At 38.7% G+C, this 7979-nt stretch carries 8 protein-coding genes; 3 read left to right on the top strand and 5 right to left on the bottom strand.

The window, feature by feature from the left end; translation table 11 throughout:
* From cbiE to QZ055_RS06860, 5 genes are all read right to left on the bottom strand, one after another.
* Positions 1-403 (bottom strand): precorrin-6y C5,15-methyltransferase (decarboxylating) subunit CbiE (gene cbiE, locus QZ055_RS06880; protein WP_295825537.1); only part of this gene is annotated, 403 nt, incomplete at its 3' end.
* Positions 379-1497, bottom strand: coding sequence for a cobalt-precorrin-5B (C(1))-methyltransferase CbiD (gene cbiD / locus QZ055_RS06875; RefSeq protein WP_295825534.1), 1119 nt, complete (start codon positions 1495-1497; stop codon positions 379-381). The genes cbiD and cbiE, both read right to left, overlap by 25 nt.
* 71 nt (positions 1498-1568) lie before the next feature.
* On the bottom strand, positions 1569-2063 hold the full coding sequence (locus QZ055_RS06870; protein WP_295825532.1) for a YajQ family cyclic di-GMP-binding protein: 495 nt from the start codon (positions 2061-2063) through the stop codon (positions 1569-1571).
* 314 nt (positions 2064-2377) lie between these two features.
* Positions 2378-3106, bottom strand: coding sequence for a hypothetical protein (locus QZ055_RS06865; protein WP_295825530.1), 729 nt, complete (start codon positions 3104-3106; stop codon positions 2378-2380).
* A 152-nt stretch (positions 3107-3258) separates the two neighbouring features.
* Positions 3259-4863, bottom strand: a complete 1605-nt coding sequence (locus tag QZ055_RS06860; protein ID WP_295825528.1) for a WG repeat-containing protein — start codon at positions 4861-4863, stop codon at positions 3259-3261.
* Positions 4864-5068: 205 nt separating this feature from the next.
* Here QZ055_RS06860 and QZ055_RS06855 point away from each other — a divergent pair, with 205 nt between their 5' ends.
* From QZ055_RS06855 to QZ055_RS06845, 3 genes are all read left to right on the top strand, one after another.
* Positions 5069-5968, top strand: a complete 900-nt coding sequence (locus QZ055_RS06855; RefSeq protein WP_295825526.1) for an RluA family pseudouridine synthase — start codon at positions 5069-5071, stop codon at positions 5966-5968.
* A gap of 251 nt (positions 5969-6219) precedes the next feature.
* The gene (gene fba / locus QZ055_RS06850) at positions 6220-7149 is read left to right on the top strand and encodes a class II fructose-1,6-bisphosphate aldolase (RefSeq protein WP_295825524.1); all 930 of its coding nucleotides are present in this window, start codon (positions 6220-6222) and stop codon (positions 7147-7149) included.
* Positions 7150-7152: 3 nt separating this feature from the next.
* Positions 7153-7979, top strand: an 827-nt coding sequence (locus QZ055_RS06845) for an oligosaccharide flippase family protein (RefSeq protein ID WP_295825522.1), incomplete at its 3' end; no start/stop codon positions are given.

Raw genomic sequence — 7979 nt, 5'->3', positions numbered from 1 at the left:
TTTCAGGCGCTGGTTGGCGACCGTGAAAGCTCATTAAATCCGCATCATGCCACACCTCATTGAGTCGAGCAAAGGCAAAGGTCATAGAACTAATGCCTGGCACAACCTCAATAGGATTGGCAGGGAATTTCTTCTTTAAATATGGCAACAAGCTATAGTAGCCTGTATCACCACTTACCATAACGACAACGTCATGATGGTTGAGCTCACGCTCAATTTGCTCAGCTAGCAGGCTAAGCTTACCTGTTACAGGATATGTAATTTGGCCAGGCTCTTGAAAGTCCTCTAAGGACCGTTCGCTACCGACCAATACTGTAGCATGTTTAATTAAATTAAGGCCTTTAGGTACCACATAATCAGGATTACCTGGACCAATGCCTACGATATACAAGGTATGTGCCATTGTTCAAGCTCTCCTATCTCTTTAGCATGCTTATCCATTGCCAAAATCTCACCTTTTAAGGTGGTAATGATGATACCTACCTCTGCCTCGTTAGCAATATATCGCTCACTACGCAAAGATGCACGATCTACAACGCGTTGGTATACACCAGTCAGTCCTTCTCGTTCTAAAATCGGGAACGTAGACTCTGTGGTTTGGCAATTAAATAACTCTTCACACACCGCTTGGGATGCCCCTTCTAAAGCAGCATAAGCTACGATACTTTCCATGCGGCCATCACTCATGCGATTGTGTGTGTGGAAACTACCACTAGCTAGTTTTATTAGCTTACCAATATGACCGATAATCAAGATACGTTTGAAGCCAATTTCAACAGCTTTTTCGAGCATAAAGCCGATAAAGTTACTCGTTTCGGCCATTTGGTTCTTATGAATACCTAATACTTGTTCAGCTAAATCTTGACCAATACGGCCCGGCACAAGAACAGCTGTTTCACAGCCATTGGCCTTCATAACTTTTAGCTGAGGAACCAAAGAGTTTTTGAACCCTTCTTCACTCATGGGTTTAACGATACCTGTAGTTCCAATAATAGAAATACCACCTTCGATACCTAGGGTATGATTTAATGTTTTCTTGGCTAAAACCATACCGTTTGGCACGCTCACCGTTACCGTTACACCTTGACCATGTACACAGTGCTCTTCAAAGACGATTTTCATCATCGCTCGAGGCCCTGGATTGATAGCTGGTTCTCCTGGCGGCATAGCAAGGCCCGGTTTCGTTACCGTCCCTACGCCAAAACCCGCTCGGAATCGTAGTTCACCAGTATCATCAAGGGTCACCGTTGTTTCCACATCATTGCCATGCGTAACATCAGGATCATCGCCACCGTCTTTCATAACGGTTACCTTAGCCTCTATATCAGATAGTACCTCTACGGCTTTAATAGGCACTTCAATGTACTGACCTTGAGGATTTTCAATGACCACTTGGTCCACGATGTTCTTATCTAAGAGGGCCAACAAACCAGCTTTCATACCTGCCGTAGCACATGAACCTGTGGTATAGCCACCCTTCATGTCCTCTACTTTCATAAGGCCTCCTACACCGATAGGGTTAGCAACTCATACGAATTAAACTAACCCTATCTTATGGACATATGTTATTAAGAACGGAAGTTAACGAATTGCAATTCTACAGGGATATCCAATTGTTTTAACATTTGGATAACAGCTTGCAAATCATCTTTATCTTTACCAGATACGCGCACTTGATCCTCTTGGATAGATGCTTGTACCTTAATTTTCATATTTTTAATTGCTTTTACTACTTCTTTAGCATTTTCTTTAGTAATGCCTTTTTTAATAGTAATCACTTGGCGAACTGTGGCACCCGCTGCTGGTTCAACCTTACCGTAGTCAAGATTTTTAATCGCTACATTACGTTTAACCATTTTGCCTTTTAATACATCGATAATGGCATTCAATTTATATTCATCATCACCGATGATTTTGATAGTGTCGCCTTCAAGACTAATTTCTGCTTTAGAACCACGGAAATCATAACGGGTACCAATCTCTTTTTTTGCTTGGTTTACCGCATTATCTACTTCCTGCATATCCACTTCGGACACAACGTCAAAGGAACAATCTTTAGCCATTTTATACCTCCTACACCTGAACCCGTTGGGCATGGGGCTCATAGCATTACTTTCATCATCCTCATATTCCAAGTGAAAGTGTAAATGTACACCAAATCGGAATATATCTCTATAATTATACCTTATAACACGCTTCTTTTCTAGGTAAATCGATTTTTTTAATTATAACTATTATTAATCATAGAAGGATTATTCAGACTATAAAGAAAAGTAAGTATTAGCTATTTCAAAAAACAAAATATCCGGTACCCAACAGATACAATCTATCGATACCGGATATTTAATCACTATAATATTTTCATATGAATCTTAATCTATCTTGTTGGCAACACAATATTTTGTCCAGATGGTTTACTTGGGTTCATAGCATTTGGAAGATCTTCTACTGTTGTATTTAAATCTGTATCAGCAGCTACCACAGCAACAAACTTTTGGCCTGGTTCATAGTAAATGTTTGTCCCCTTCATAAATAAGCCACCAACTAGGCTAACAGCAGCAGCCACAGCTACAGCACCATTATCAGAATGACCTTTACCTTTTACTTGGGCATCGAGAGGAACTGTAACTCCATTAACAGTTTTAATTTCATTTATGCTAAATTCTAATCTACCTTTGCGGCCAAACATACCGTTTTTTCTAGACTTTGTAATTGTTCCCAGTACTTCTTGATTTGCTGGAATTACTACAACATTATTTATAAGAAGATTTTCTAATGTTTTTAATCTAAAAGTATTCCCCTCTTTACTTCGTTTGGAACTAATTGGAGTAATTAATTCTAATTCAATCTTTGTATCCTTAGGAATATAAGCATGACCATTAATAATAGAACTTGTGCGTACAGTTGAAGATGAATCTTCATTTTTTAACAGTTGAATACGATTAACACCTGATGGCATCTCTGTTTTTACAACAGAGTTCTCCCCTGCAGCTTGTCCTGTAGTATTTTCTCCATGCGCAACTGTCGGCATTAAGCAACCCAAACCAATACAACCAACAACCAATAATTTTAAAAGTGCTTTAGAAGATTTCATATGTACCCCCAAAAACAAATAAAAACATATAACTATACATTATAGGCTCAGTATACCATATCATGAATTTTTAATGAACCAATTATTTTAGTTATAATATTTGTTATGAGTTCGTAGCAAATAGCGCAAAAGATTAAACATAGAAAATTTTGACCAAATACGATTTATAGCACATTAACTGCATCATACATTGGTTGAACAACCCATTCACCGTTGGAGTTCATTACACCCCATTTTCCATTAGACTTCACTGCGCCATAACCATGTCTAAATGGTACAGTTTTACTAATCAACTTATTCTTATCATGGAATAAAACTTTACCACTCTCATCAATTAATTGATAATCGTTAGAACCTTTATGAACCCAAGCATAGGCCCCACCAAATACATCTATTGTCATATCCTTAGTTGTTGTAAATACAATATTACCGGATTGCATATCAATTAAGTATTTACTTTCACCTTTTGTAGCCACCATCCGAGTAGCACTTACAAAATTAATTGAATCATATACAAATGGATTAACTTGTTTTCCTGTTTCTAAATTAAAAATACCAGCTTTTCCATTATCTTTATTGATGAGTACTAACAAAGCATTAATAGTATCCATTTCCCCTGCATCATAATTACCAGGTTGAATAATATACTCACCATTACGATTCATAAATCCTAATTTACCTTGATTTTTAACAAGTGTACCATAAGCTGTCATTGGCCATACGGCATCATTCTTGCTATCAATGATGATATTGCCACTGCGGTCCAAATAACCACGTTTTACACCATCATAAACTGGGTTCCAAGCATCACCATAATAAATCCCACCTTGACTGCTTAAACCTATGCCTACAGCCATGCTTAAAAATCCACCTAAATTAAACTTACTAATATGACGTCGATATTCGGCCAATCCATTCTTAAATTCATCAATATCGTCTGTAGGAGATTCAAAAATTGGATTGCCGCTACCATCAATAGCTATAGTTTTACCTTTAGCGCTTTTTACAAAGGCACGATCTTCACTAAATTTTGTATACACTTCCTTAAATTGTGGCTCAATCACCGTTTTGTTAGAAGCATCTACAAAACCCCATTTATTTTTTACAGAAACGGCTGTATAAGAATCACTTGGATAAGAAATAGAATTTATTTTAACATCGCCATTGGATAAATTTTTTACCATTTCGCGACGTGCCAAAATATCTTTATCATGCTCACCATAAGTGTCAACACCACTAGAAATCACAGAACCATCAATGTTAATATGTTCTAATGTTTTTTTAGTATATGCAAAATATGTACCATCAGCAGATAATGATGGATCAATATCTAAATACTGTGGTTCAAGCAAAACTTTACCGTCTGTACCGACTACGCCCCATTTCCCTTTTTGTTTTACTGTTGCCAATTGACCCAACTTAATAAAGTTATCATTGTCAATTACTGCTTGTATCGATTTAAGAGCCGCTGGAGGCTGATGCTGAGCAGAAAGAATTGGCACAACAACATAATCCGCCATGCGTCCAGCACCAACCGATACGGATACACCGCTAGATTTAGCTTTAGATTTTTCCATAGTTGAAACTGAAGTAGAGGATGTTGCTGTTGTATGTTTCTCACTAGTTACACGCGTACTTGTAGATGTCGGTGTATCTTGATTTGTCACAGTTTTACTGCTAGTAGATGTTGTTGTTGTTGCTGCGAAAGCACTTGTAGACATAGCCGCCAACACACAAGCGACTAATAAGGATTTCTTATTCAGTTTCATAAACCTCTCCTTTTACAAAGCAAACCATATACTCATCAATATATGGCGTTAAGACATTAAACTGCCAAAGCATTCAAATAAATAAAACACCAATACATAAAAAATATATAAAAAACATTAATAAAAATTATACTATATGGTCTCTATAAAGACAACAAATTATGAAAAATTCTTCATCCATTATTTATTTGATATAATACTATGTATGAAAACAGCAACTATTATCGACTTGATTGTAGATTCCAACGTACATACTCAATCTATGAATCATATTATAAAACAACAGCATATTTCCCAACGTATGCGGCGGCGTTTGCGAAATGACGGTATTATAACAGTTAATGACGAACCAGCCTCTTGGAATACCCTTGTTCACGGTGGAGACCATCTCGTTATGAAGTTAACCCCTGAACAAGAGTTTAGTTTAAGCCCTATGGACCTCGATATCGTATACGAAGATGAGTATATTTTAGTCATCAACAAAGAGGCTGGTATTCTGATGCATCCTACCTCGACAGTACGAGATCATACCTTAGCAAATGGTGTTCTACATTACTACCAAGAAACAAATCAACATTATGATTTCCATCCTGTTCATCGATTAGATAAAGACACCTCTGGAATTGTTATCATTGCTAAAACCTCTGTAGTACAACATGCTTTCGATAAAAAGCATACTCATTTCCATAAAAACTACGACGCTATAGTAGAAGGTCAATTACCCACTAATCACATAAGCGTACAGTGGCCTATTGGACGTAAGCCAGGTAGTATTATCGAGCGTTGCTGCACGGCTGAGGGTAAACCAGCTCATACAGATATAACTGTCATTGAGAGTAATACCATTGTAAAGAATAAGATTGTGCAATGCTTTACCCATGTGCAATGTTTATTACATACAGGTCGAACACATCAAATTCGGGTTCATCTATCTCAACTAGGATATCCACTTGCTGGAGATGACCTGTATGGTGGGCACTTAAAATATATTCAACGTCAAGCACTCCATGCATCGCGCGTTAGCTTTTACCATCCCATGACGGATGAATGGCTAGAATTACAGGCATCCTTACCATCAGATATGGAGGCATTACTCACCAATTAAGCTAATGTATTTCTGGTAAATTAATACCGATACATATAAATTAGCCCACATGGGTCATAAAATAAGACGAAATTTATGCATAAGTTATACAAAAAATATTGGCCCTTTATAGTGTTTCTTGATATACTTAACTTGAATTGATATATGATTGCAATACACTAGTATTTAATCTAGCTCATATGCGCTAGAAAGACTAGCAGTCACAGTATTAATAACATGATATGACAGGCCCTATGGCCAAGGAGGACAACATGCCATTAGTTACTACTACAGAAATGTTCAAAAAAGCCTATGAAGGCGGCTATGCTGTTGGCGCTTTCAATGTAAACAACATGGAAATCGTACAAGGTATCGTAGATGCAGCCAAAGAGGAACAATCCCCTCTTATCTTGCAAGTATCTGCAGGCGCTCGTAAATATGCTAAACATATTTACCTTGTAAAACTCGTAGAAGCAGCTCTTGAAGACAGCAATTTACCAATCGCTCTTCATCTTGATCACGGCGATTCCTTTGAAATCTGTAAAGACTGTGTAGATGGTGGTTTTACATCCGTTATGATCGACGCATCTCACCATGACTTCGATGAAAACGTAAAAATTACTAAACAAGTTGTTGAATATGCTCACGCTCATGGCGTTGTAGTAGAAGCAGAATTAGGCCGTTTGGCTGGCGTTGAAGATGATGTAAACGTATCTGATGCGGATGCTCGCTTTACAGATCCAGAACAAGCTGCTGAATTCGTACATCTTACAGGCGTAGACTCCTTAGCCATCGCTATCGGTACTAGCCATGGTGCTTACAAATTCAAAGGCGACCCTTACCTCGACTTCGATCGTTTGAAAAAAGTTGGCGAATTATTGCCTGACTTCCCAATCGTATTGCATGGCGCATCCTCCGTATTACCTGAATTCGTAGCAAAATGTAACGAATTTGGTGGCAACATTCCTGGTGCACAAGGCGTACCTGAAGAAATGCTTCGCAAAGCAGCTCAAATGGCAGTTTGCAAAATCAACATCGATACAGACCTTCGTCTTGCTATGACTGCATCCGTACGTGAATACTTGGCTCAAAACCCATCTGAATTTGACCCTCGTAAATACTTAGGACCTGCTCGTGATGCTATTAAAGGCATGGTAGCTCACAAAATTAAAAACGTGTTAGGTTCTTCCAACACTCTATAATCTATGGCTAGCGGATTTTTAAAAGGAACATTAATCCTCACCATAGCCGGCTTTGTGGTGAAAGCCATCGGTAGTATTAACTGGATTCTACTATCCCGTATTTTAGGCGGTGAAGGTATCGGTATCTATCAGATGGCCTTCCCCATCTATTTATTGCTATTACAAGTTTCAAGCGCAGGTGTGCCAATTGCCATCTCTATTTTAACGGCAGAGCGGTTAGCTCTCAACGACTACACGGGGGCTAAACGAGTATTCAACATTTCCTTTACAATGCTTACCATTACAGGTCTAATAGCCAGTCTTGCCATGTTCTTTGGCGCCGATTGGCTCATCTCAAGTGGTATCATTCAGGAAAGTCGTGCCTACTACTCCCTCATTGCGCTAGCGCCAGCCATCTTCTTTGTTACTTGGATTTCCTGCTTCCGCGGTTACATCCAAGGTTACGAAATGATGACACCAACGGCGATGAGCCAAATTGTAGAGCAAATATTACGGGTTGTGGTGATGCTAGGTGCGGCAGCTATCTTGTTACCATACGGTTTGCCTGAGGCGGCCGGCGGTGCGAGTTTAGGTGCAGGTATCGGTGCCTTTGGTGCCTTCCTAGTCTTGTTATATTATTACTATAAATTGCCTAAGGCGCCTACTACAGGTGAAAGCTTTGAAGGTGAACGAGAATCTACTAAAGAGGTTTTATCGCGCCTCATCTGGCTTGCCTTACCAATTTCCTTAGCAAGTATTATGTTGCCATTGACGGCTAACCTTGATTTGATCATCGTACCACGTCGTTTATTAGTGGCAGGCTTCTTACTCAATGAAGCAACGGAACTATT

Origin of the sequence: uncultured Veillonella sp., assembly GCF_905209685.1 — a bacterium.
Taxonomy (GTDB): Bacteria; Bacillota; Negativicutes; order Veillonellales; family Veillonellaceae; genus Veillonella.
This window is presented reverse-complemented; position numbering and strand designations above follow the sequence as displayed.